We start from the raw sequence: 21541 nt of genomic DNA, 5'->3' as shown, positions 1-21541 counted from the left end.
TCATTCCTTCAGCTCCGAAAGCTTCGCCACGTCAAGGCTTATCTCCTCCTTTATCATGAACCTGTTGAACGCCACAAGTGCCATGACCTCAACGGATGCTATGGACCATATGACAAGCAGGAATATCACTATGCTGTTCTCCGAGACGTAGTAGAAAACGGAGAGCGCGAGCAGGGTGCTTGCGGTTATCGCTATCTCAACAGAAAGCAGCATTATCAGGAAGTTCTTGCTTGCCATCACCCCTGCTATGCCTACAGCGAATACCGATATGCTTACTATTAGGAAATATATGAACATCATTTTTTCCTACCTAGTTTCTTCATTAGCAATATGGATCCGAATCCAGTGCCGAAGAGCATTATCGCGAGAAAGTACAGCAGCCCGGAATTCTGAAGCAGCGACTGCGATACCTCAACGCTTGTGAGGGTGTTTTGAGCGTTTGCGTAGATGCCGGACTGCATTACCTTGACGGAGAACAACGCGAATATCGCGACGTACACGATAGCCAGCACGGCGTAGTTCGTGCCCCTGAACTTCGAATAGCTTCCTGCCGCAACCCCTATGAATATGTACGTTGATATGCCCCCGACCATTATGAAAACCTGCAGCAGCGCCAGCAGCGGCTGCCCGAGCACGAAAAACATCGCCGAGTTGAATATGAAAAGGGAGGACAGGGCGAGCACTATGTGCAATATGTTTTTGAAAACGAACACAAGTATTGCAGATATGATTTCAAGCAGTGCAATGATTACAAAGATAGCCACATACGCCATGATACCAGCTATTCGAGCTCTTCGGGCCTTTTTATGAAGTCCCTCCTGTCATATCTCTCGAAATCATAATCCTTTCCGAGGGTAAGGCAGTCGGTGGGGCATACCTCCTCGCAAAGCGCGCAGAACAGGCACCTTTCAAGGTTTATTTCAGGCATCACCTTGGTGCCCTTGTCCGTCTCAGTCTCCACCATCGTTATCGTCTGGTTGGGGCATATCCTCGCGCATGCGGAGCAGCTTATGCAGGTCTTCATGTCAAGCTTGTGTATGCCCCTGTAATTGTCCACGTCTATCTCCTTCTGCTCCGGGAACTCGAGCGTTGATGGCTTCGCAAGCACCTGCTTTGCAACCCTTACTATTGGATTTACGGCCATTTTTACCATCAGCATACTTTACCTGACAAATATTATAAAGGTGATTAAAAGGTTCAGCATCGCAAGAGGGGTCAGGTATTCCCAGCCGAGCCTGAGTACCTTGTCTATGCGCATGCGTACGGTAGTGGCCCTTACCACTATTATGAAGAGCGTGAGCAGGACGACCTTTGCCATGAGCCACACGAACTGTGGTATTATTGCAGGGCCAAGCCATCCGCCGAAGAAGAGCAGCGTGATTAGCAGCGCCCCGACGAACATCCTTATGTAGTCGAGGAACAGCGCAAGCGCGTAGTACGGCGCGCTCGCATCTGTGAGCCATCCAGCTATTAGCTCGCTGTCAGCTTCCCTCAGATCGAACGGGGGGCGCTCAAGCTCCGCAAGCATTACTATGAAGAACACAACGAAGCCTATCGGCATAAGCAGAACGTACCACAGCGGGTTCTGGGCGTTTACTATGGAGCTGAGGCTGAAGCTGTTCGACAGCATGGCAACCGCTGCCACTACCAGGAACATCGGTATTTCGTAGCTCACCAGTATTATTATGGATCTTTGAGCGCTTATGGAGCCGAACTTGTTTCCGCTTGTCCATCCTGCAAGGAACAGCAGTATCGGGGAGAGGGACAAAAGCACGAACACAGCAAGCAGGCTTATCGTGGTGCCTATCCCCACAAACGCGTTGGTGAAAGGAAGGAACACCAGTATGAGCACGAACAGCGCCACGACGGATGGAAGCACCATCTGGTAAAGAGGCCTGTCGGCGCTGTCGGACACTATTTCTTCCTTGGATACCAGCTTTATCAGATCTGCAAGGTTCTGCAGGAAGCCGAAAGGCCCGACGTATGTAGGACCGTGCCTTGATTGTGCCCTTGCTATCACCTTCCTCTCTATCCATCCGAAGACGTAGGAGAAAATGCTGAAAAGAAGCGACAGTATTATAACGAAGATCACGAACGACGCCAGGAACGCTATCGGCCACAGCAATGGCGGCCCGACGTACCCCGAGAGGGCGTTGTAAACTAGCGTGAAATACGATGCTATGGCAGGGGATGTTATCTGTATCATCCAATCTAGTTGGCACCGCAGTTTTATATTATTATTGCAATAATAGGGCACTGCAACTATAGGGAGCGCACGCTTGCATAATATCCTGATGAAATTCCGTACAAACGCGCAATCATAAAACTTATTAAGTTCGGCTCACATACACTCACGCATTCTATTGTGCTTTGGTAATGCAATATGGTAGACGAAAAGGCCATGGGGATAATAAGGAGCGGCAGCATAAGGCTGAGGGTCAGGAGGTCCGGGATGCTGCAGTACCTCGTGTTCAGGATAAAGAAGATACCGATAGGGAAAAGCGACTACTACGTGGAGCTTTTCGTGGACAGGGTGCTCGACATGAGCGAGCTACAGAGGGTCGCGATGGAAACGTCACTTCCCGTCGAATCAGAAAACGGGCGCGCTTTCCCTGAGGGCAAGGGTGCCAAGGACTTCCTCAATATACAGATTCAGCCAGTTTGAGTGGTTATGTTGAGCGCGCCGTGCGCGATTACTGTGGAATTGCCGTAGGTATAGTTCAATAGCAGTATGAAGCTCCTCTGCGCCGCAGCAGCCGGTATCGCTATCATGTTGCACATTTGTACGAATTCCCGGGACTGGTTCGGCCCGATGGTCTGGTTTACAGTCAGGTTGGCAAATCCCGGGGCTATTTCGCAGTTCAGCTTGTTTATCCTCAGATTCGCAGGCAGCTTGTTGGTTATGTTGAAGTAAGCGGTATTGTTCTTGCTTATGAATTTCACGAACGTACACCCTATGGACTGGTTATCGAATGCGCAGGTGTCCTTGAATATCGTGTTCCATATCATTGACCTGCTGCTCACGTTCAGCCTGCTCATCAGGTTCGCGGCGTTGTCGTGCGCCGCAACGAGCTGCGTGTTGTTGACCAGGGAATACATGTTTATTATGTAGTTGGACGTTATGTAGCTGGAGTTGACGAGCCCGTATGGCAGGGTGACGTTTCCGGTCCTTGTCGGGATTATGTAAGAGCATATGCTTACGTTGCTCATGTTGAATATCAGGCCGTAGCACGTTGAGTTGGTGAATGAGGAAACGTTTATCCCAGCGCTGAGCTTCTTTATGCTCGAGACGAACACGCCGTAGTTGTTCTCGAAAAGGTTAGTAGCTGTGACGTTGGATCCCGAATAGGAAAGCGATGATCCTATGACCGAGCTGTTGGTGTAGAAGAACCCTGACTGGTAATGCGCGAGCTTTGTATTGTTCTTTACCAGGTTCGTGAGCACTACGCTCTCGCTTGGCACGTATATCTTTCCCGCTATGCCCATGCAGTTCATAGGGGCGCTGTTGTTGTAGTAGCTTATTATCTTTGTCCATCCGTTGCTGTAGAACGTGCATATGCTGGTTTTGTTGTCTATCTCTGAGTACGCCATTGATTCGGCGCTGCCGTTAAGGGCGTGGACCTTATATCCGAAGCTAGATATGACAACGTCAACAACCTGAGGATTAAGCGTGCCCTGTATCCACGCGGTGTATGCTATGCTGTTGTCGCTGTATTTTGCGTATGCGCCGTATACCTTTGCCGTGAACGGGTACACGTTCTCGAATATTTTCAATGCTACGGGCTCTGCTGGCCCGAATAGCCTGTTCATTATGCTTATGTTGTACCTCTGCGCTATTGCAGCACTCTCTATGTCGCCGTTCTCGTTGAGCGTGAAGCTCTGCGTGGATGTTATGTTGCCGTTGGGTATGGAGGTGTACACGTTCGGCAGCTCTGCATTGGTTATGTTGATGCTCATAGTGCTTTGCGCGGATTGCCTATCGGCTATGTTGAGCAGGCGCCCCGGATCCGCAATCGCCTCGAATTCGTAGCTGCCGGAGCTGGGATACGTATAGTTCCTTTGTATTTCTATGCTCTTCCCGGCGGGCAGCGATACTGTTGTAGTGTTCTGCGGCTGCCCGTTAAGGTAGAACCCAACAAGCAGGCCGTTTACCTGGCTGTGCCCGGTATTTGTGACGTTTATCGTATAATATGAAGTCTGGTACGGGTATGTCGGGCTTGCGCCGCTCTGGGAAAGGCTGACGTTTACGCTATAGCTCCTGCTGCCGAATATCTGGGTTCCCGAAACCAGATAGATTACCACCACGACAACTGCAAGGGCCAATATCCCGTATATGGCCATTTCCCTTAGTTCCGGCATGATTGATTACCTGCTCCTGAGCTCCCTTATCGCTATCTTCAGCTTGCCCTTTATCGGATTTACCTGAGAATCGAGATAGTTGCCTATCCATAGGTCAGGGTCGTACCTGTCCCCCATGTCTGGGGCCACAAGGAAATACTTTCCCTTGGAGTTATTTAATACATTCGCTTTTTTTAATTGAAGGAGATGGTACCTTAGGGTTTTCTCGTTTACTGCACCCCATGACTTGGCTATGTATTCTGACATTTCCCCCACTGTAGGGTCCTTCCTCTTGGAGAACTGGAAGTAGAGCAGCGCATCTAGCACCGATACGGCAGTCAGGCGCGACTCACCGGGGCTTATGATCCCGATTGCAAGGGCCAGCCAGCGCACTATGGACCTCCTGGTCTCTGTAACCTCCTTTGTTATCCTCAGGTCCCGCAGGGTGAGTTCGTTTATTATAAGGCTTGATTCGTTGAGCTCCAAGGCACCGCCAGTAATAATTGCTTTCTCTAGATTATAAATATCTTGTTATTTAATGATTTTATTGATTCTAAGGTTGTGTGATAGATATGCCAATTGTAAAAGTAGAGACCCGATTTGAGCCAAAGAGCCTAAAAGCGAACAACAGAAATGAAGCGGTCATGTACCTTTCGGTGAGCGCGGACGAGAATTCGAAGATCTATTGGTGCGAGTGCGACATCGTTGCAAATTCCCCGCTGTCGCTTGCGCATGACAAGGAATTGAGCATAGGCAGGACGAGGGTGGGGATACTCAAGCCTGGAAGCAGGCTGGAGAAGCAGATAAAGCTGTATACGAGGCCGAACAATTTCCCTGATTCTTATCCCGTAAGCGTTACAACTTACCTGTATGACGAGGACGGGGCAATCGCCGAGAGGATGGAGCAGAACGAAAGCATAAAGTGCGAGGCCTGAAATCGGATGCGGCGCAGGGCGCTTCACATGGCAAAAAGCTACAAGATAAGCAAGGGGGATGAGTACATCATAGTCACTGTTGACGATGGGGGCGCATACATAATAAGGGACAAAGCTGGAAGGAAGGTCTTCTTCTCGAAGAAACAGGCTGAGCTTATGAAGTTCGGCATCGAGAACGTGATAAGCGGGGCTTTCGGGGGCCCTGACGAAAAGGGCATAGAAGTGGAGGAATTGGTTTAATCGTGCTTTGAGGACGCGCCACTCAGCCTTTCAAGCTCGCGTAGCCTTTTCGCCTCTTGCGCTGATGCTATCTCTTCCGCCAGCTCCCTGTAGAAATCGCTGTTGTCTATTTTCATGTTCCCCTTGTATACAAGCGCGCCGGTAATCACTGATCCGGGAGTTGCGGATACGCTTTCCATCGCAACGGATATCCTGCTCATCTCAACCTCGTTTGGTATGTCGGTGGTGGATTCCTTTAGCCCGCCGAGCTTCATTTCGCCGGTGCCATCTTTGTGTACGTGCCTGACAAGCTCCCTTTCAGAGCCGCAGAAGTCAAGCATGACCCTTGAAACAGTTTCGTCCCTGGCGAGTTGGAGAAGCAGCGAATCCATCACGGCTGTTCCGTTCTTGTTGTTTATCGCCAAAAACCTGGTCCCATTCCCATCAGTCCTGAGGATGTGGTAAAAGCCTTTGCTCTTTACTTTGAGCTCTCCGCTTTCCGGGTTCTGGGTTGTTTCCGTTTAACTACCTATCAACTTCTTGATAGATAATGAAAAAATAGATTTAAATAATTATTTGTTTCTCAGCTCCTTCTTGTTCATCTTCCTTTTCATCTTGGAATTCTTGAAGCACCTGTTCGAGCAGAAGTAGTTCAGCGTGCCGGTCTTGTGGACATACATGGTTCCTGTGCCTTTGGGTATTTCGCGGGAGCAGTACGTGCACTTCATTCCATCACTTCACTTTACCCTTATCTCCTTGGCTTCCCTGCTCGTATCAGGCAGCCTTATGACGTCGCCTATCTTTATAGGACCTAGGATGTTCCTCCTTATTATCCTTCCCCTGTCGTTTCCCTCCAGTATCTTGCATGATACGGAATATATCTCCCCGGATATTCCAGTCTTCGCCTTCCTGTTGACATCAACTATCTCGGCCAGGAAGCCGGAGAATTGTGGTCTTGATTCGCTATTTTCCATAAGTATCACGCATGTTTACTGCATCATTGTGGGGGCTGCGGTGGTGCTTCGGCCTGCTGCTTCTTCTGCGGCTTCGGCTTCTGCTCCTTCTCTGGTTTCTGTTCCTGTTTTTGCTCTGCTGGGCCCTTCTCCTGCGGAGCCATGCCGGACACCTTCCCCGTTATTTCCTTTATTGCAGCTGCCGCGCTGCCCGCATTCTCCACGGCTATTGCCGTGCACGGGACGTTGAGCCCTATCGACTTGCCAAGGTCCGCCTTGCTCGGCACGTACGAATACGGTATCTTTTTCTGCTCGCATATCGAAGGTATGTGGACTACCACTTCCTCCGGCTCGACATCCCCGGCTATGACAACGAACGATGCAAGGCCCCTCTCCACGCTTTTCGTAACTTCGTTGGAGCCCTTCCTTATGGTTCCGGACTGCTTCGCAAGCTGCAATGCCTCGTATGTCTTCGACACGACTTCGTTGGATACCTCAAACTTTACATAGGACTTTGCCATAATAACACCGTCAGGTTTACTTCATCCAGTATTACTTTTCAGGAAAAAGAATACACAGAAAGTATTGTAATACCATTAATCTTTAGATTATTTAAACCTTAGCATTCTGCATTGTCAGGCCAGTCTAAATCTTATTATCTTCAGTTTTGTTTCTGGCACTACCTCAAATTTGTAGTATTCCGAATACGTCTTATACATCTCCTCTTCGGAACCGAATTCCTCGTGGCCTTCCTTATCCTCATCCGTAAGCTCTTTGAACGTTGTTTCCTTTACGGACGTTACCTCGGCTTTCGCGAATTCTGTGCCGTCGTTCCTGCAAAGGGAAAGCCCGTCCCCCGGAGCAATATCCTTTTCGTCGTTTACCCTCCACGTGGACGTCTTAGTGCCACTTAAAATAAGTTCAGGCAGCGAGCCGTAAAAATGCAGGGTCTTTGCCATGGTAATCGCCATCCGGATTCATTCCAGGAACTGCTCAGGCTTGGGCGGCTCTTCGGGAATGCCCTTTCTCTTCCTTATCTCCCTGACTACCTTGTTCTGCAGCTCTCCGGGGAGCTTCTCGTACCCTGCAAATTCATAGTACCAAATGGCCCTGCCCTGCGTGGAGCTCCTCAATCCGTTGGAGAACCCCTTGATTACCTCTGATACGGGCATCTTTGCCGTTATCGACATCTGCTCCCTGTCCTGGGTTATGTTCTGTACCTGCCCCCTCCTGCTCTGCAATAGCGTTATCACGTCTGACATGTATTCCTGCGGGACGTTGATAGTAAATATCTGCTTCGGCTCAACAAGCGACACGCCGGCTATGAGCATTGCCGCATACATTCCGCGCCTCATTGCAGGTATTATCTGTGCCGGCCCCCTGTGCACCGGATCCTCGTGTATCGTCGCATCCATTATCTTTACCATTATGCCTGAGCACTTTTCCCTGGCCAGCGGGCCGTCCTTTGTTGCTTCCACGAACCCGTCTATCAATAGTTCCATTACCTCGTTTAGGTACTGCACCCCGTGGCTCGCGTCTACGAGCATGCAGTTGTTGGACACGTACACTACCCCTTTTGCCGTGGGCCTGTCCAGCCCTGCATCTATCATCGCCTGCACCGCAGTCTGTCCCTTCGGGGCCCCGTCCCTTATGCTCCCTTCGTCCAGGGCCTTCTTGACCGATTCCGGCAGCGGCGAGACCTCTATGTAGAATTTCGAGTGCCTGTTCGGGGCCTTTGACTCTATCGGACCTGCACCGGCTTCCAGAGTCTCGTGGTATACAACTATCGGTTCGCTCGTTGTTATCGGCACCATGAATTCGTCCTTGAGTTTTGTCTCTATTATTTCCAGGTGAAGCTCCCCCATTCCGCTTATTAGATGCTCACCTGTTTCCTGGTTGATCTCAACTTTTATGGTAGGGTCCTGCTTTGAAAGCACACGCAGCGCCTCTATTAGCTTTGTGGTATCCCTCGAGTCCTTTGCCTCGACCGCCTTTGTCACCACGGGCTTTGAATAGTGCGTTATCTGCTCAAAAGGCTCTATCTCGTCCTCGCTAAGCGTATCGCCCACAGATATGTCTTTCAATCCTATGAGCGCGGCTATGTTTCCTGCAGGAAGCGCGTCCACTATTACCCTGTCCTGGCCCATGTATATGCCGACCTGCTGCACCTTTTGCGTGTTTGCCTTTCCTGATATGTGGAACTCGGTTCCCTTTTTCACCAATCCCGAGAATATTCGCCCTACGGCTATCTCGCCGCTATGCTGGTCGTATATTATGTTGAATACAACGATGTTCGTCTTTGCGGATTTGTCAACGCCGGTCATCGACTGGCCTGCTGCGCTGCTTATGTCGCCGTGCCATATCTGCGGGATTCTGTACTTCTGCGCCACGTCGGGCGGAGGCAGATGGTCTATTATCATCGCGAGTATCGCGTCGTCTATCGGCGCAAGCTCCTGCAGCTTCTTTATTCCTTCCGGGCCCTGCGAGCTGTATTCGAATACCTGCTTGAAGTTTATCTTGTACTTGTCCATGATGTACTTGGATACGGCCCACCGGTCGTATGCGCTGCCAAAGCATATGCTCCCGTCCTCCACGCCCACATTCCATTTGCCTATGAATTCCTCCGGGCAGTACTGGTCTATGAGCTTGTTTATGTTCCTTATGAGCTCCATGAGCCTTTCCATGGTTTGCTCCGGCGTAAGCCTCAATTCGGTGAGAAGCCGGTCTGTCTTGTTCACGAACAGCACCGGCTTTGCCTTTTCCTTGAGCGCCTGCCTGAGGACCGTTTCGGTTTGCGGCATTACCCCTTCCACAGGATCGACTACCAGGACAACCCCGTCAACAGCCCTCATCGACCTCGTGACGTGCCCGCCGAAGTCCACGTGCCCCGGCGTATCTATCAGGTTTATTATGTAGTCCTTGCCCTTGTATTCGAAGCCGAGGGATATGTTTGCAGACTTTATGGTCATCCTCCTGTCCTTCTCTATGGCCTCGTAATTGGTGTAGAGGACATCCCCAGAAACAGTCTTGGATATGAGCCCTGCCTTTACCAGGAGCGAATCCGTAAGCGTTGTCTTGCCGTGGTGGACGTGCGCTATTATCGCTATGTTACGTATCTGGTCCGTATTGCCCATTATCTTCGTAATTTCCTCTACTATGTACTCCTTCCTTACCATCTGAATCAGCTTATTTGGCGCTCCTTGCCATTCGCTCTATCTCGTTCTTCCTCTTCACGGCGTAACTGTTGACGTCCATGTTTGCAGCTAATACCAGCTCGTTGGCTAGTGCGTCTGAAATGCTCCTCCTGCTCCCGAAAGCGCTTATTATTGCTGACATCGCTATGTTCCTCAGTGCTATGTCCAGCCTCCTGCTCGCGCTTATGTCAACCGCTACGTTCGATTTTATGCCGCCGTACACAACCCTTGTCGTGTCCTCTATTGGCGCGCTGTTCTCCAGTGCCATGACCAGCACCTGGAGCGGGTTTTTCCCGGTCTGCTTTGCGACTGTCTCGAAAGCTTTCTCTATGATCCTTATTGACTTTATCTTCTTGCCCTGCAGCCTCCCTTTCGTCCTTATTATGTGGCCGCTGACCTTGCCGCCTGTGCCGCCCCTCATCATTGAATTGCTGAGCCTTTCAACTATGTTGACGTTGACCTTGGAAAAGCTCTTCCCGCTCCCCCTCCTGTATGTTGATGGATAAGCAAGCGGCTTCAGGTTTATGTAGTTCTTAAGGCTGAGGTCCTGCACCTCGACATTGTATTCATACTTGTCGAAGAGAAGAACGCGCTTTGCAGCGTGTGGCGTTGCTTCGTTGGCATTCGCCTCGCCCTGCTGCCTCGGCTGCCTTGAAGGCCTTGCCCTCTTTGGCTTCGGCTTCTGCTCCTCCTTCGGCTCGTCCTGCTGAGCTGGAATGTTTTCGTTTGGCTCTGCCATCATCGTCATCTCTTCGGCTTCTCTTTCTTGCCGGCCCTGACCAGCTGTATGTTTGCACCGTTGACTTCAACCACTTTGTATTTCATTCCCGGGATGCATCCCATCTGGCCCCTCTGCGATCCTCCAAGGCCTTCTATGGTGACCTCATCGTGCTCGTCGATGAACCCAACGGATCCGTCTCCCGGCACGAAGGCGCCCACGACCTTCCCGTTCTTTATTATCTGCACCTTGACGCATTTTATCTGGCCGGAGTGCGGCTGCTTCTGCCCTACGGCGAACTTCTGCAGCACCAGCGCCTTGGCCCTGGGAACCTCGCCCATCGCATCGTACTTCTGCTTTAGCTTGAACATCTTCCTCTTCTGCCATTTCTTCAGAAGCCTCTGATGCTTCCTCATCCTTACGAGCTTCCTTGCTGCGAATTCACCATTTGGCAATAAATCACGTTAGTAGTTTTCATTCAGTATCTTTGAGTTTCCTGCATCTATTATCGACAGCACCGAGACGGAAAATGGCTTGCCGCAGACGACACCGAGCTCAACGGGGGTTCCCTCGAAAACCTGCACCTTGACTTCGGATATCTTGGCTATGTGCAGTATGTCGTTGAGCCTGTCCCCGCTGTTCTTGGATGTGACTATGACCATCTTTGCCCTGTTTGACAGTATCGCCTCCGACGACCTGTTTATCCCGAATTCGGCCTTGCCGCTGTCGACAGCTAGTCTTATATCGTTGGATAAATCTGCCATGAGCTTCACACCGATGCAGTTGCTGTGTATTATAAACAGACTATCTATTATTGTCTTAGAAAGATATATAATCGTTTACTTTTACTTTAATACCGGACTTCACGTCAGGCAGGTTTTCTAATGCCAAACTCTCAAGGCTCCATTGAATATCTCGTAAACTACGCATGGGCATTCATCATAATAGGCGTTGCGATCGCCGCGCTGTATGCCATAGGGGCATTCAATTCCGGCAATTCCATATCAAGGGCAGAGCCCGGTGCATGCCAGGTTTACAGGCCGTATGGCGCAGGCACCATACAGCTCATAGACCTACAGGGGGTCTGCAGCTCGGAGATACCCAAATCCGTAGCTTTCTTCAACGGTGGGAGCAGCAAGGTTTCAGTACCGGATTCCGGGTATCTTGATTTGTCCAACCAGCTCACTGTAACCGCATGGATATACGCGAACGGGTCCGGAACAGACCAGGATGCGGTCTCAAAGGCCACGGCAACAACCAACACAGGATATGTTTTCCCAGCTACGACCAGCGGCTGGTCCAATATAGCGATGGACCTCTACATAGGAGGGTCTTGGGTATCGCTCAGCGAGAACTATAACGGGAAGAACAGCTGGCACTACGTGGCCGCTACATATAACGGCTACGCGATGAGCATATACGTGGACGGGTATCTTGCGGGAACGGTCCCGCAGTCTGGCAACATAGTGACTAATGGCAACAACCTGACGATAGGGGCCGGCCAGGGCAACTGGTTTGCAGGGGGCATATCGAACGTGCAGATATACAACTCATCGCTCAACTCGAACCAGATACTCCATGAGTACATAAAGGGCATAGGTGCGCCGCCGATAGACCTGCAGCACCTTGTCGGGTGGTGGCCGCTGAACAGCGACATGGTGGACTACAGCGGAAACGGCAACAACGGCGCTTCCAATACGGTGGTATTCTCATCTGCATGGACCAAGGCGTACTCCCATTAGCTGTTTATCACAGTGGAGTTGCATCCCGCAGGCTCAGTGAAGCTGTTGCTTAACGCAAGCTTGAGATAGCCAAGATATGGTATGGAGTACACTACGCTGCCCTGAACGTACGTCATGTTTACCGGATAATTGCCGTACTGCATGTCAAGCCCAGGATTGTTGTCGCCCTTCGTAAGCACGTAGTACTTCCCGCTAGCGTTTATGATCGCATATGCCCTGTGCACTATGTAGCTGTCGCCAAGCTTGTAGAAGTAATCCTGCGGTATCGTTGCATATACGACTATAGAATTGTTAGCATCCGTGTATATGGTTGTGCCGTTGATCGTTACTGCGGTTGTGTATGCCTCGTATGCGGTAGTCCCGTTTCCGTACATTATCTCCTTTGCCCCGCACGTGTACTGCACGAGGAATCCGCTCTGCGATGAATACGGAACTATCTCGCCGCCGTTGCGAGGGCTGTAGAGGCCTATGCTGTAGCCGGGCTTTACGATCTGCGACACATATACCCTGTTGCCGCTTATGCTGTATGCAACGCACGAAAGGAATTCGCTGGATATCGCGCTGTCCATGTTTTTGTATGCGGATGCGCTTACGTTTATCACAGGAGCCTTTATCTGCTGGGGCGACTGCACGCCGCGCAGCACTATGAGGTCGCCCCTCTTCAGGTGCGGAAGCATGCTGCAGCTCGGCACCACGTCAAGAGGGTAGCTAGTGTGCAGTAGCGCCCTCAACGAGAACCAGAACACCACCACTATCAAAACGGCGGCCATTATCTCTATGATGTTCTTCGCAAGGCCGTCCTCGCGGAGCCCGACGCTGAACTCTATGACTATCAGCACTACAATCGTCATGAAAAGGGCTATGCCAAAGAGCGCTGAGAGCGTTCCCCTGCCCTGGAACACTATGAAGAGCACGAACAGCACCGCAAGGAGTATGTATAGCGGAAGGGTGTTTATTTCAATCTTCTTCGATCCGGGTTTTTTCTGCTGCACGTATAACACTATTTGATTTCAACACTTTGCGTCGGGGTAATCTGGAGTCCAACGGCGCGGGATTCCCCGTTCCTGTGGACAACACCTATTGCCGTGTCCGATGCGGTTATCAGGGAATCGTTGTGGCTTATGACTATCAGCTGGGACTTCTTGCTCACCTCCTTCATGAGCCTTGAAAGCTTCTTCGAGTTCTCCTTGTCCAGCGCTGCATCTATCTCGTCAAACACGTACAGGGACATCGGGTCGTGCGCCTGTATCGCGAATATCAGCATTATGATTACAAGGGATTTCTCCCCTCCCGATAGCACCTCCACAGTCACGTTCTTGTGCTTTGGGGACTTTATGTTTATCGAAAGCCCTGAATTGAACGGGTCCTTTTGGTTGTCAAGCTGGAGCATTGCAGATCCCTCGAACACGTATCCGTACAGCTTCTTGAAGTTCTCGTTTACGTCGTTAAGGGTTTCCGTGAATATGCTCAGCTTCCTCGACTCTATCTCGTTTACCATTGCTATTACCGAGTCCTTCTCGTTGCAAAGGACCTGCATCTTCGAGTTTACCTCCTCGACGTCCTTCTTTTTCGCGGCATATACCTCCGGCGCCTTCAGGTTCACCGCGCCCAGCCTCTCTATGTCGTTCTTCGCTATGGTCCTCTTGGCCTCGAGCTCTTCCATGGTTGCGCCCTCAACCACATCGATGCCGTTGTATGACATCAGCTCGGCCTTTATGTCGCTTATCCTCGTCTGCAGCTGCACCTTCCTTGTTTCCTGCTCTATGAGACCGTTGTTCGCCCTTTCTATCTCCAGCTGGCCCTTCCCCCTGTCGTTCGCCAGCTTTGATATCTTGGAATCGAGGTCCTGCACCTTCTTGTACAGCTCCTGGGTATTGGCGTCTGACTTTCCTATCTTCAGCCTTATTTCCTTCATTTGAGCGTTTAGGTCCTGGAGTTCCTGGTCCAGTATTGCAAGCCTTTTCCTAGCCTCGTTGCCCGTGGTGCCGTTGGACTTTATCTGCGTTTCCAGCTCCGATGCCCTTGCGCTCTTCAGTTCCTGCTCCTTCTCCAGCGTTGCAATGCTTATCCTTAGGCTTTCAACCTCGGAGCGCAACCCCTTCAGGTTCTCGAGCGCGGCCTTGTCCGCCTTTGCATTCCCATGCTTCAGCGAGACGTTAAGCGAGTATATTTTCTCGTTTTCTGCCTTGAGGCCGTTCAACTCCTTCAGCAGTGAGTTGCGCCTTGAATCAGATTCCGAGTACTCGCCATTCAGCTCCGAAACCCTTGATGAGAGCTCGGACGACCTGCGCCTTGAATCCTCCAGCTCAGACATCAGCGCCGATGCGGCAGTTTCGAGATGCTTCAGCTCAACATTGCAGCCCAGGACCTCCGCCTGCAGCCTTCCTGCCTCCTTGGCCTTCTCGTCCATCTCTGAGCCCAATTCAGCCATGACCCCGGATAGGGCAAACCTCTGGTCCTCCAGTGACTTTATTTTTGATTCGAGCATGGCAGGCGACTGGAAGTGCTTCGTGGATCCACCAGTTATTATCCCGGATTGCTCGACAAGCTCGCCCTCAAGGGTCACGAAACGGCCCTTGCCGAAGCCTATAGATTTTGCATCGCCTATGCTCCTTGCCACATACGTGTTTGCAAATATGTACTTGAAGGCGTTCTCGAATTTTTCTTCGTATTCAACATGGTCTATCAGCCTGTCGAGCCCTTTGCCCCCGTCCCCGTGCTTCAGGCTTACGTCCTTGAGCGGTATGAAGGTTGCGCGTCCCAGCTGCCTGTCTTTCAGGAGCTTTATCGCCTTGTCCGCGACTTCTGCGGAATCCACAACGAGATAGCCTAGCCTGCTTGCTGCTGCTGCATTCACCGCAACAGCGTATTTGTCCCCGTATCTGCACAGCTCGTATGCCCTCCCGTAAAACCCTTTTTCTATGCTCTTCTTCAGGAAATCATTGACCTTGTCTGATCCCCCTCCCATAAGCCTTGCCTGCTCCCTCAGGTTGACGCTTTCGACATATATCTTGTCTACGGTGCCCTGGTGCTCCAGTATCTTCGATTTTATCGATCCTATTTCCCTGCCGAGATCCGCAAGCCTCTTTTCCGAATTTGATATAATTCCTTTTTGTTTCTTTATCTCAGACATTATTCCCTCGTACTCTGCGCTTTTTGGGCTTATGGCTGATTCTGTTGCCTTGAGCGATTTCTCTGCGCTTTCAATCTCGAACTTGTACTGCAGGTACTTCTTCGACATGTTGTCCAGTTGCAAATACAGGTCCTCTATCCTTCTCTGGTTGCCGCCTATCTTCTCTATCTGCGATCCAGCTGCGCCCTCAAGCTCCGCATTCTCCTTTGAGCTCAGGGTTTTTGCCTTTTCTTCGAGCTGCTTCCTTACAGAATCGGCCTCGTCCGTTGCCGCCTTCTTCTCCGACAGTATCTTTTTCAGGTTTGCCTTCAATTGCGTTGATTGCTCCTCCAGCTCCGACATCTTTTCCTTTACGGACTTTATTTCCGTTTCCTTTATCGCCGTTTGCTTGTTTATGCCCTCTAGGACTTTCCCTGTGGTGCTTGATTCCGCGGATCTTTCGTTGAGGTTCTTCAGGAAAGACTCCCTGTCCTTTGAAAGCTTTTCCAGCATCATGTCTAGCTCTGCAATTCCTGAAGATGCAGCCTTCTTCCTCTGCTCAAGATCCTTCAGGGTTTTTGATATGCCCTCAAAGTCGGAGAGCACCTGCCTCTCGCTGTTTTTCAGCACGGTGTAGGTTATTCTCTTCACCGTCTCCGTGAGCCCTATGTATTTTTCGGCATCCTCCTTCTCCTTTTCCAGCTGGTCAAGGAAGCCCTTCCTTTCGTTAAGCGCTATGTTTGTCTCGTTTATTTTTGCCTGCACCTTCTCCAGCTCCTTCATCGCGGTGTCTTTCTTGTCGTTGAACTCCTTTATTCCTGCCGCGACGTCTATGAGCTCCCTCCTGTCCTTTGGGTTCAGGTTCACCATGTAGGATATCTCCCCCTGCGTTATCGTGTTTGTCTCGTTGATGTCGCCCCTGTAGCCTCTGAGCGCGTCTATCACCTCCTGCCTCGTCGCCCTTTTGCCGTTGAGCCTGTAGCCTATCTTGCTGTTGGACTTTATTATCCTCGCTATCTCAAGCGGCTGCTCCCCGCTGAAGTTTATCTTTACGTAGGCTTTCCTCAACCCGTCCTCCTTGTTCGGCTTCGCGAAGCTGTTTATCAATTGGGCCGTATTCGGCACCCTCATCCTCTTCAGGGAGCTCTCGCCAAGAGCGAATATCAGGGAGTCGCATATGTTGGATTTTCCGGATCCGTTTGCGCCTACGATGCAGTTAAACCCCTTGCTGAACTTGATGTTCGCGTGCTTAAAAGACTTGAAGTTGTGGATCGTTATGCTATCTAGGTGCGGCATCTGTACACCAGGTCGTCTATAAATTATTATTGTACTTCTTTTTATTTGTTTGCACTGTTTCCGGCCGTTTTCTTCTTCCTTGATATGTGCAGCGCTATGATTGCCTCTATGTGCTGCATCAGCAGTATGCCCTTTATCGTGTCGCCCTTGAGGAGCGCCGCAACGTTGCTTTCGTCGGATCGCATGCGGCCTATTGCATCGTAAAGTCCCATGCTATACGGTATGGAAGGTATCGGAGTACCGAAATCCGCAATAATGGCCCCTGGTTTTGGGCTTTTCAGGAGTTTCTGGAGGGAGGCGCTTGATAGTATTTTTACTTGGCTTCCCTTTCTGAAGAGCACTATGTGCGTTTCGCTGTGCATGAGTTTTTTGTAGAGCTTATCCATGCTCAACGTGCCCCTTACGACAAGGTAGTTGCTTGTTGCTGCGTCCCTGGCCCGCAGGCCCTTTATGTTCTCCTTTATCAGAGCCGACTGCATCTCCGCCTGCGCGCCGCTGTATATGAAGAAGGCTATGGCAACATCCCAGACGATTATGAATTCCCTGTAAACTGCGGAATAGCCGTGCGCCAGCGCGGCATACGCCACAGTCCCCATTATGAATATTATGGTTACCGCATTGCTCGATTTTACCGCAAGCCTCGTTGCATCAAGGAAGCTCCTGCTTTTCTGCAGGTAGCTCCTCAAGGCCCTGCCCCCGTCAAGCGGAAGCCATGGAAGCAGGTTGAATACCCCTAGGAACACATTAAGCAGGAACAGCGTCTGCAGCGTGCTGCCGACTATGTTTGCCGGTGCGTATAGGTCGGCTATGCCGAACGCCACTGCAAGCAGGAGGCTTGCCAGCGGACCCACGATGGATATCCTGAACTCGATTTCTGGGCTCACCTTATCGAAGTCTATTATGGACCCGCCGCCGAATGGGTACAGCACTATCTTCTTCACCCTTATTCCGTTCCTCTTTGAGGTGATCGAATGGACTAGCTCATGTAGCAGCACGCACGCGAACAGGAGCACCCATATGGCGAAAAGGTAGAGGCTCAGGAAAAGTATGAATATGAGCAGTATAAGGAACGTCCAGTGAAGCTCTACGTCTATCCCGTCTATCCTGCCTATTTTCGGGGAGAAATCTACCATCAGCACCACGCATTACTAGAATATTAAATATCTCTAGCCTTATTATTATTAGTGTGATGTTTTGGCCCATGCAAGCCTGAAGTTCGTTTACGGGGAGCCGGCACTAATAGCAGGATCTGGAAGGGACAGGCACCTCGTGGTGGCTGACTTGCACATAGGGATGGAACTGAAGCTATCGAAAAGGGGCATACACCTTTTCAATGCTACGGACAGGATGGCGGAGCGCATAAGGCGCATAATGGGGGATTTCTCCATAGATAAGCTTGTAATACTTGGCGATGTCAAGGATAGCATACTTTACCCCGAGGGCGCTGAGATAAAGCTTTTGAAGGGCTTTTTCAGGCAGATGGAGGGATTCGATCTCAATATAGTTGCCGGGAACCATGACGCGCACCTTGAAAGCATAATAGGACATGATGTAGTCAAGGAGCTCGTCGTAGGAGACTTCGGATTCGTACATGGCAACAGGAAACCGGGGGAGGAGATGATGATGCTTAGCTACATAATAAGCGCGCACGACCACCTAGCGGTGCGCATGAAGGACAAAAACGGCGCGATATACGAGCAAAAGGCGTGGGCCATTTACAGGCTCAATGCAAGGAGCGCCAGGTCGGCCTACGAAAGGTTCAACGGCAAAATAAGGCTGGTATCGATGCCTGCTTTCAACGAGCTTATAACAGGCACCGCGATAGGGGACAGCCCAAAGCGGCTGAACCCTTTGCTGAGCAGCGGCATATTCAGCGCAAGGAGCGCCGAAGTGTACAACATATCCGGGCAGAGGGTAAAAGCAAGGGGCTAGCCCTTCTCCTCCTTCAGTATGGTAATAGGTATTACCCCCTTCTCGAACTCAAGCTCGGCAAGGTCTAGCGGATTTATCATGTTTGCGGGCACCTTCATCAGCGGTGGTGCACCGTATGCAAGCTGCAGCGCTCGGGCGCCGATTATCCTAGCCTTCTCGAATCTCGTATAGTCTTCCATGTAATCAGTCTTCAAATAGGATTGGGCTTGAAGCGCGACTTTGCCTCCTCCATTTCCGCATCGACAGCCCTGCGCCACTCCGGGAACCCTTCGGTGGACTTCGGATATCTACCATATAGCTCGTTGAGTGCCTTCATCTTCTTTACCACGTAAAGCAGGTTGGAGAACGCATTTATGTTTTCAGCGCCCTTCAGTATCATCTTGAATTTGTTGGCTATGCTGAGCTCTGGTATCAGCCCGTATCCAAGGTCCGTTGCGTCCTTTGCCGAGACGAACATCTTCATGCCATAGTTGAGCAGGTCGTTGTTTAGCGACTGCAGATATACCCTGAATACCTCAAGCCCGGCCGTTTTCTTCCCGTATTCCTCGTTGAAGTCTGTGTTGTACTTCCACAGGCCGTTTATGCTGGTGTCGCCATTCTGCACGGCAAGCGCAGCATCCTCCCCTGCAAGTATTCCTGCAACGAGCGCCGGGCCTATGCCTCCCGCGCTTATGGGGTTCGGCATCGCCATGCTGTCTCCAGCCCCCATGTAGCCGTTGAATACAAGGCTGGGCAATTGCCTCCTCACTGCAACCGACCAGTACCCCTTGCCGTTGTTGTCGGCATTGTAAAGCTTGAGGTTCTTCAGGACGGGGTTGGTCTTTACGTATTCGTCTATGAGCATGTGCAGATTATCGTTCCTGCCAAGCTTCTGGTTCCTGAGCTCGAGGCTCTTCCTTTGCACGCCAAGGCCTATGTTAACCTTGTTTTTGCTCTTCGGGAACACCCAGCCGTACCCTCCTGGGGCCACGTGCTGGTTAAGGTGTATTATCGCATTCTTTTCATCGTAAAAATTGAGGTCCTCGTGATCCAGCTCGAATTCGTATATGAACCTGCCGGTGGATTCGACGTCGTTTATGTCCACTTCCCTGTCAACATAAGGGTTCTCCGGAATTTTCCTCCTGAGGGTAGTCGCGATCCCCAATGCGTCTATGACCACCTTTGCCCTTATCTCCTTGTGCTCCTTGTTTTTGTCCTTTCCGAAAATCCCTACCATGAAATTGTTTTCCATTATGGGCCCTTCCACTTCAAACTCCGATTCGTATTCTGAGCCCTCTTTCAGCGCATGCTTGAGCAGCTTGCGCTCGAATGCCGGCCTGTCAAGCGTGTATCCCTCACCGTCAAAGAGGTACCTGCTCTTGAAGTCAGGCGAAAATGCCACTACCCCATCGACTTTCAGGTCCAATTCCGGTTCCGAGAAGCCGAGATCCACCTTCGATTTTATGTATTTCAGGTGGGAGTCGGCAACGGCATCCCCGCAGGTCCATCCCCAGTTGGTCTTTTTGCCCACTACTTCCTCCTTGTTCCTGTCCAAAAGTATGACTTTCGCGCCATTCTTTGCGGCCATGGCCGCTGCTAGGGAACCCGAAAGCCCCGCTCCTGCAACGATAATATCGTAATTCTCCTGCATAAAAACACTAAGACTAGAGATTAGACTTTTGACTCTTTGTGCGTATATCCATCAAGATTCTGCCCTTCAGATTATATCAACTTCCGAATTATATAGGCTTTAGATAAGGATAATGTATTATAGAATTTAAATATCTTTCTTATTGTTGCCATTACTTTATTGGCCATGCCCTACATTTATGGTGGGGCTATTTTGTTATCGGACCTTATCCTTCCCTCAATTACCGTATTGGTTAGCTTCCTTGCACAGGATTCGGCCACGCCCATCTGCATGAGCCCTTTCCTGTAGATGTTTGACGCCGTGTACCCATCCATTGAAACTACGTCCTCCTCGCTTGAATTTCTGACTGCTATGAAAAGCCCTATTGCATTCGCCTTGCCGTTCGGTGAGTACTTGTAGATCCATCCCATGTACCCCTTTGCGGTTTCCTTGTCCTCGCCCCCTTTGGAGTACATTTTCAGTATCTTGCTCATGACTATTGGCGAGGTTGTCAGGTACTCCAGGGTAAGGGAGTCCGCTATTTCGTTAAGTTTCCCTTGGCTTATACTATCGTAGGAATCGGTGTTGTGCCTTCCCACCTCCAGATAATTAAAAAGCTCGTGCCTGAACTCGTCTTTGTATATGAGTAGCGGGCCCCTTGTCTCCCTTAGCGCAAAGAACGGATCCGCAGCCGCGCTTCCGTTTGTCCTTAGCAATAACTTGTTCCCGGATTCCGCGTGTTTCTGGACGGTTATTGGCATTATGAAAACAATTCACGGCACATTATTAAGGCTTTCGTATCACTCGTCTTTCCTTAGAAGCCCATGCCTTGCCATGTCCCTTGTCCATGCATGCGCTATCCTGTCTATTTCGTCCGGCTCAAAATGCGACTCCAGCAAGTTCAGCAGGTCGCACATTGGCTTGGACTGCATGACGGTGGGAAAATCCACCTCTGCCCTTGTGCCTGCGCTTACGCCCTTTGTGGAGAACATCTCGATTAACCTGTTGTATTTTTCCTTCGGTATTTTTTCCTTTAGTACGTTAAGCATTGCAAAAAATGTCTTGTCCTTTGGCATGGCCTCGCCAACTTCCACCCTTCTGACAGTTTCCTGGTTTATGCCTGCGCTATTTGCAAGGCTTTCCCTGGTGATGCTTGCTATGACCCTGGCACTTTCTAGGCTGGATCCAAGCTCTGTCCTGAGCAATTTATCCTCTGTTGTTGCTCTTTTCCCTTTATGGGCGTATGCCATCTTATCACAAATATACTCTCTTTTTCCAGATATAATAACATTTTCCTGTCGCGCTTTTGCTCAGAACCCGGAAATCCTGGAGAATTCCGCAGCCTCTTTTCTTATGCGTATTTTTGCGTTTTTATGCTTGGATATCGAAGCCAGTATTATCGTCCAGTACGCATAGGAATCCACATCCAGGCTGCCTTCGGCAAAATTCACGTTGTAATTTTTCGGGGGCTTCGTGGGATTTTCCCTGATTAG

At 50.5% G+C, this 21541-nt stretch carries 28 protein-coding genes; 5 read left to right on the top strand and 23 right to left on the bottom strand.

The genetic code is table 11. From position 1 onward, the window contains the following. From KGI06_05380 to KGI06_05365, 4 genes are read right to left on the bottom strand one after another with little or no spacing between them, the layout of a single operon-like run. A complete protein-coding gene (locus tag KGI06_05380; GenBank protein ID MDE1871639.1) occupies positions 1–300 on the bottom strand; it encodes a hypothetical protein in 300 nt (99 codons plus the stop codon). Next, positions 297–773 carry a hypothetical protein gene (locus tag KGI06_05375; GenBank protein ID MDE1871638.1) on the bottom strand — a complete coding sequence of 159 codons (477 nt, stop codon included), beginning with the start codon at positions 771–773 and terminating at the stop codon, positions 297–299. Before KGI06_05375 ends, KGI06_05380 begins: the two co-directional genes overlap by 4 nt. 8 nt (positions 774–781) lie before the next feature. After that, positions 782–1144 carry a 4Fe-4S binding protein gene (locus KGI06_05370; GenBank protein ID MDE1871637.1) on the bottom strand — a complete coding sequence of 121 codons (363 nt, stop codon included), beginning with the start codon at positions 1142–1144 and terminating at the stop codon, positions 782–784. A gap of 18 nt (positions 1145–1162) precedes the next feature. After that, entirely contained in the window at positions 1163–2206 is a 1044-nt protein-coding gene (locus KGI06_05365; protein MDE1871636.1) for an NADH-quinone oxidoreductase subunit H, read from the bottom strand. A 177-nt stretch (positions 2207–2383) separates the two neighbouring features. Between KGI06_05365 and KGI06_05360 the strand changes: the two genes are divergently transcribed. Further along, positions 2384–2665: a hypothetical protein gene (locus KGI06_05360; GenBank protein ID MDE1871635.1), complete on the top strand. Its 282-nt coding sequence runs from the start codon at positions 2384–2386 to the stop codon at positions 2663–2665. Here the strand turns inward: KGI06_05360 and KGI06_05355 are convergent. Together KGI06_05355 and KGI06_05350 are read right to left on the bottom strand one after the other, a co-directional pair. Further along, positions 2653–4359 carry a hypothetical protein gene (locus KGI06_05355; GenBank protein MDE1871634.1) on the bottom strand — a complete coding sequence of 569 codons (1707 nt, stop codon included), beginning with the start codon at positions 4357–4359 and terminating at the stop codon, positions 2653–2655. The genes KGI06_05360 and KGI06_05355 overlap by 13 nt on opposite strands. 6 nt (positions 4360–4365) lie before the next feature. Beyond that, entirely contained in the window at positions 4366–4824 is a 459-nt protein-coding gene (locus KGI06_05350; GenBank protein MDE1871633.1) for a hypothetical protein, read from the bottom strand. An 86-nt stretch (positions 4825–4910) separates the two neighbouring features. On the opposite strand from KGI06_05350, the gene KGI06_05345 reads away from it, so the two are divergent. Continuing rightward, a complete protein-coding gene (locus tag KGI06_05345) occupies positions 4911–5273 on the top strand; it encodes a hypothetical protein (GenBank protein ID MDE1871632.1) in 363 nt (120 codons plus the stop codon). Between the two features lie 27 nt (positions 5274–5300). Next, a complete protein-coding gene (locus tag KGI06_05340) occupies positions 5301–5513 on the top strand; it encodes a hypothetical protein (protein ID MDE1871631.1) in 213 nt (70 codons plus the stop codon). Here the strand turns inward: KGI06_05340 and KGI06_05335 are convergent. The 9 genes from KGI06_05335 to KGI06_05295 form a co-directional block, all read right to left on the bottom strand. Continuing rightward, positions 5510–5917, bottom strand: a complete 408-nt coding sequence (locus KGI06_05335) for a hypothetical protein (protein MDE1871630.1) — start codon at positions 5915–5917, stop codon at positions 5510–5512. The genes KGI06_05340 and KGI06_05335 overlap by 4 nt on opposite strands. Before the next feature lie 147 nt (positions 5918–6064). Continuing rightward, positions 6065–6220 (bottom strand): 50S ribosomal protein L24e, encoded by a 156-nt coding sequence (locus KGI06_05330; protein ID MDE1871629.1) that lies wholly within the window; start codon positions 6218–6220, stop codon positions 6065–6067. Between the two features lie 9 nt (positions 6221–6229). Continuing rightward, entirely contained in the window at positions 6230–6466 is a 237-nt protein-coding gene (locus tag KGI06_05325; protein ID MDE1871628.1) for a 30S ribosomal protein S28e, read from the bottom strand. Positions 6467–6489: 23 nt separating this feature from the next. Then, a complete protein-coding gene (rpl7ae, locus tag KGI06_05320) occupies positions 6490–6966 on the bottom strand; it encodes a 50S ribosomal protein L7Ae (protein ID MDE1871627.1) in 477 nt (158 codons plus the stop codon). A gap of 114 nt (positions 6967–7080) precedes the next feature. Next, positions 7081–7404, bottom strand: coding sequence for an ASCH domain-containing protein (locus KGI06_05315; protein MDE1871626.1), 324 nt, complete (start codon positions 7402–7404; stop codon positions 7081–7083). 18 nt (positions 7405–7422) lie between these two features. Beyond that, positions 7423–9621 carry an elongation factor EF-2 gene (locus KGI06_05310; GenBank protein MDE1871625.1) on the bottom strand — a complete coding sequence of 733 codons (2199 nt, stop codon included), beginning with the start codon at positions 9619–9621 and terminating at the stop codon, positions 7423–7425. A gap of 10 nt (positions 9622–9631) precedes the next feature. After that, positions 9632–10378: a 30S ribosomal protein S7 gene (rpsG, locus tag KGI06_05305; GenBank protein ID MDE1871624.1), complete on the bottom strand. Its 747-nt coding sequence runs from the start codon at positions 10376–10378 to the stop codon at positions 9632–9634. Between the two features lie 5 nt (positions 10379–10383). Then, entirely contained in the window at positions 10384–10812 is a 429-nt protein-coding gene (locus tag KGI06_05300; GenBank protein MDE1871623.1) for a 30S ribosomal protein S12, read from the bottom strand. A gap of 9 nt (positions 10813–10821) precedes the next feature. Then, positions 10822–11121 (bottom strand): 50S ribosomal protein L30e, encoded by a 300-nt coding sequence (locus KGI06_05295; GenBank protein ID MDE1871622.1) that lies wholly within the window; start codon positions 11119–11121, stop codon positions 10822–10824. 120 nt (positions 11122–11241) lie between these two features. On the opposite strand from KGI06_05295, the gene KGI06_05290 reads away from it, so the two are divergent. Next, on the top strand, positions 11242–12099 hold the full coding sequence (locus KGI06_05290; protein MDE1871621.1) for a LamG domain-containing protein: 858 nt from the start codon (positions 11242–11244) through the stop codon (positions 12097–12099). On the opposite strand, the gene KGI06_05285 is transcribed toward KGI06_05290, so the two are convergent. The 3 genes from KGI06_05285 to KGI06_05275 are packed head-to-tail and all read right to left on the bottom strand — an operon-like array spanning position 12096 to position 17640. Further along, positions 12096–13091, bottom strand: a complete 996-nt coding sequence (locus KGI06_05285) for a hypothetical protein (protein MDE1871620.1) — start codon at positions 13089–13091, stop codon at positions 12096–12098. The genes KGI06_05290 and KGI06_05285 overlap by 4 nt on opposite strands. Positions 13092–13099: 8 nt before the next feature. Further along, entirely contained in the window at positions 13100–16507 is a 3408-nt protein-coding gene (locus KGI06_05280) for a chromosome segregation protein SMC (protein ID MDE1871619.1), read from the bottom strand. 41 nt (positions 16508–16548) lie between these two features. Next, entirely contained in the window at positions 16549–17640 is a 1092-nt protein-coding gene (locus KGI06_05275; protein MDE1871618.1) for a site-2 protease family protein, read from the bottom strand. A gap of 61 nt (positions 17641–17701) precedes the next feature. Here KGI06_05275 and KGI06_05270 point away from each other — a divergent pair, with 61 nt between their 5' ends. Beyond that, on the top strand, positions 17702–18439 hold the full coding sequence (locus KGI06_05270; protein MDE1871617.1) for a metallophosphoesterase: 738 nt from the start codon (positions 17702–17704) through the stop codon (positions 18437–18439). Here the strand turns inward: KGI06_05270 and KGI06_05265 are convergent. The 5 genes from KGI06_05265 to KGI06_05245 all read right to left on the bottom strand — a co-directional run. Next, positions 18436–18618: a DNA-directed RNA polymerase subunit K gene (locus KGI06_05265; protein MDE1871616.1), complete on the bottom strand. Its 183-nt coding sequence runs from the start codon at positions 18616–18618 to the stop codon at positions 18436–18438. The two genes, KGI06_05270 and KGI06_05265, sit on opposite strands and share 4 nt — an antisense overlap. An 11-nt stretch (positions 18619–18629) precedes the next feature. After that, positions 18630–20069 (bottom strand): NAD(P)/FAD-dependent oxidoreductase, encoded by a 1440-nt coding sequence (locus tag KGI06_05260; GenBank protein ID MDE1871615.1) that lies wholly within the window; start codon positions 20067–20069, stop codon positions 18630–18632. Between the two features lie 176 nt (positions 20070–20245). Next, positions 20246–20809: a hypothetical protein gene (locus tag KGI06_05255; GenBank protein ID MDE1871614.1), complete on the bottom strand. Its 564-nt coding sequence runs from the start codon at positions 20807–20809 to the stop codon at positions 20246–20248. 39 nt (positions 20810–20848) lie between these two features. Continuing rightward, positions 20849–21298 carry a helix-turn-helix transcriptional regulator gene (locus KGI06_05250; GenBank protein MDE1871613.1) on the bottom strand — a complete coding sequence of 150 codons (450 nt, stop codon included), beginning with the start codon at positions 21296–21298 and terminating at the stop codon, positions 20849–20851. Between the two features lie 60 nt (positions 21299–21358). Next, positions 21359–21541, bottom strand: a 183-nt coding sequence (locus KGI06_05245) for a hypothetical protein (GenBank protein MDE1871612.1), incomplete at its 5' end; no start/stop codon positions are given.

The organism is Candidatus Micrarchaeota archaeon (genome assembly GCA_028866575.1).
Lineage (GTDB): Archaea > Micrarchaeota > Micrarchaeia > Micrarchaeales > Micrarchaeaceae > UBA12276.
This window is presented reverse-complemented; position numbering and strand designations above follow the sequence as displayed.

What these genes read in the sequence shown, in the direction of transcription:
- KGI06_05380 (MDE1871639.1), bottom strand. Translation starts at nt 300, where the DNA reads ATGATGTTCATATATTTCCTAATAGTAAGCATATCGGTATTCGCTGTA.
- KGI06_05375 (MDE1871638.1), bottom strand. Translation starts at nt 773, where the DNA reads ATGGCGTATGTGGCTATCTTTGTAATCATTGCACTGCTTGAAATCATA.
- KGI06_05370 (MDE1871637.1), bottom strand. Translation starts at nt 1,144, where the DNA reads ATGGCCGTAAATCCAATAGTAAGGGTTGCAAAGCAGGTGCTTGCGAAG.
- KGI06_05365 (MDE1871636.1), bottom strand. Translation starts at nt 2,206, where the DNA reads ATGATACAGATAACATCCCCTGCCATAGCATCGTATTTCACGCTAGTT.
- KGI06_05360 (MDE1871635.1), top strand. Translation starts at nt 2,384, where the DNA reads ATGGTAGACGAAAAGGCCATGGGGATAATAAGGAGCGGCAGCATAAGG.
- KGI06_05355 (MDE1871634.1), bottom strand. Translation starts at nt 4,359, where the DNA reads ATGCCGGAACTAAGGGAAATGGCCATATACGGGATATTGGCCCTTGCA.
- KGI06_05345 (MDE1871632.1), top strand. Translation starts at nt 4,911, where the DNA reads ATGCCAATTGTAAAAGTAGAGACCCGATTTGAGCCAAAGAGCCTAAAA.
- KGI06_05340 (MDE1871631.1), top strand. Translation starts at nt 5,301, where the DNA reads ATGGCAAAAAGCTACAAGATAAGCAAGGGGGATGAGTACATCATAGTC.
- KGI06_05330 (MDE1871629.1), bottom strand. Translation starts at nt 6,220, where the DNA reads ATGAAGTGCACGTACTGCTCCCGCGAAATACCCAAAGGCACAGGAACC.
- KGI06_05325 (MDE1871628.1), bottom strand. Translation starts at nt 6,466, where the DNA reads ATGGAAAATAGCGAATCAAGACCACAATTCTCCGGCTTCCTGGCCGAG.
- rpl7ae (MDE1871627.1), bottom strand. Translation starts at nt 6,966, where the DNA reads ATGGCAAAGTCCTATGTAAAGTTTGAGGTATCCAACGAAGTCGTGTCG.
- KGI06_05315 (MDE1871626.1), bottom strand. Translation starts at nt 7,404, where the DNA reads ATGGCAAAGACCCTGCATTTTTACGGCTCGCTGCCTGAACTTATTTTA.
- KGI06_05310 (MDE1871625.1), bottom strand. Translation starts at nt 9,621, where the DNA reads ATGGTAAGGAAGGAGTACATAGTAGAGGAAATTACGAAGATAATGGGC.
- rpsG (MDE1871624.1), bottom strand. Translation starts at nt 10,378, where the DNA reads ATGGCAGAGCCAAACGAAAACATTCCAGCTCAGCAGGACGAGCCGAAG.
- KGI06_05295 (MDE1871622.1), bottom strand. Translation starts at nt 11,121, where the DNA reads ATGGCAGATTTATCCAACGATATAAGACTAGCTGTCGACAGCGGCAAG.
- KGI06_05290 (MDE1871621.1), top strand. Translation starts at nt 11,242, where the DNA reads ATGCCAAACTCTCAAGGCTCCATTGAATATCTCGTAAACTACGCATGG.
- KGI06_05280 (MDE1871619.1), bottom strand. Translation starts at nt 16,507, where the DNA reads ATGCCGCACCTAGATAGCATAACGATCCACAACTTCAAGTCTTTTAAG.
- KGI06_05275 (MDE1871618.1), bottom strand. Translation starts at nt 17,640, where the DNA reads ATGGTAGATTTCTCCCCGAAAATAGGCAGGATAGACGGGATAGACGTA.
- KGI06_05265 (MDE1871616.1), bottom strand. Translation starts at nt 18,618, where the DNA reads ATGGAAGACTATACGAGATTCGAGAAGGCTAGGATAATCGGCGCCCGA.
- KGI06_05260 (MDE1871615.1), bottom strand. Translation starts at nt 20,069, where the DNA reads ATGCAGGAGAATTACGATATTATCGTTGCAGGAGCGGGGCTTTCGGGT.
- KGI06_05255 (MDE1871614.1), bottom strand. Translation starts at nt 20,809, where the DNA reads ATGCCAATAACCGTCCAGAAACACGCGGAATCCGGGAACAAGTTATTG.
- KGI06_05250 (MDE1871613.1), bottom strand. Translation starts at nt 21,298, where the DNA reads ATGGCATACGCCCATAAAGGGAAAAGAGCAACAACAGAGGATAAATTG.